The sequence below is a fragment of the Pseudoalteromonas sp. SG43-8 genome, from assembly GCF_014164245.1.
Classification (GTDB): domain Bacteria; phylum Pseudomonadota; class Gammaproteobacteria; order Enterobacterales; family Alteromonadaceae; genus Pseudoalteromonas; species Pseudoalteromonas distincta.
Map to the genome: position 1 here is coordinate 1 of NZ_JACJEX010000030.1, position 1327 is coordinate 1327.

The 1327-nt window shown below is 38.4% G+C and carries 1 protein-coding gene and 1 pseudogene; both read left to right on the plus strand.

Annotated elements, in window-relative coordinates; translation table 11 throughout:
• On the plus strand, nucleotides 1-428 hold a 428-nt coding region (locus tag H5122_RS19960; protein ID WP_259395793.1), incomplete at its 5' end, for a flagellin.
• Between the two features lie 303 nt (nucleotides 429-731).
• A pseudogene (locus H5122_RS19965) lies at nucleotides 732-1327 on the plus strand (flagellin); the annotation flags it as partial.

The window sequence follows — 1327 nt, forward strand, 5'->3', positions numbered from 1 at the left end:
AAGCTGCAACTTTTGCTGGCACAGTAAAGCTCTCATCAACAGCTACGTTTTCAGCAACAGCAAGTGACACCTCACTTGCCGGTGATTTGAATACAAATAGCTCAGAGCTTATTAACGTTGATACTATTGACCTTTCAACTGCTGATGGCTCACAAAATGCATTAAGTATAATTGATAGTGCACTGGCACAAATCGACGATAGCCGTGCTGACTTAGGTGCTTTGCAAAACCGTTTTGGTCACACTATTAGCAACCTTGCTAATATTTCTGAAAATGTATCAGCATCACGTAGCCGTATTCAAGATACAGATTTTGCAACTGAAACGGCAGAAATGACTAAAAACCAAATACTGCAACAAGCGGGTACGTCAATACTCTCGCAAGCAAATCAAATACCACAAGCAGCCATTAGTTTATTAGGTGGCTAATTATTTAGTTCACTAATAACTGTTTATACAAACGCACTTCAATTTGAAGTGCGTTTTTTTGAGAGAAAATAAGAATTATTTAGAACATAACCTTGTGCGCTATAAAAAATAATAAGTAACTACTTTTTATTTTAAAACAAATAATTACATTTTATTAAACAGATAAACTAATTTATTTTCAAAATACTCCTAAAGATAATTTATCTCCTGCCGTTAACTTAATCAGTACGGAGCTGAGCATACATTTGTGACAGCTCTTGGTTAAATTAAAATAGCAACATTACGAAAGTAATCAGGAGTTTTATTATGATTTCAGTAAATACAAATGTATCTTCATTAAACGCTCAGCGTAACCTATCTCAATCAGGTTCTGACTTAGCAACTTCTATGGAGCGTTTATCATCGGGTATGCGTATTAATAGCGCAAAAGATGATGCGGCAGGCCTGCAAATCGCAAATCGTTTAACATCACAAGTAAACGGGCTAGCAGTAGCACAACGTAACGCTAACGATGGTATTTCAATGGCGCAAACCGCTGAGGGCGCAATGAGTGAGTCTACTAACATATTACAGCGTATGCGTGAGCTAGCACTACAATCAGCCAATGGTTCAAATTCTGATACTGACCGTCAAGCTCTACAAAAAGAAGTTAGCGCTCTTCAAACAGAGTTAACACGTATCGCTGAAACGACTTCTTTCGGTGGGCAAAAACTACTCGATGGTTCATTTGGTACGAAAGCGTTTCAAGTTGGCTCTAATGCAAATGAAAGTATCTCAATGTCGCTTGGTGATATAAGTGCCGACCAAATAGGTGCAAGGCAGCTTGATTTAAAAGCAGTTGAGGGTGTTGCTGGTGGATTAGGGCAAAGTGTTGGTTCAGCTGCTGGTGACAATGTTGG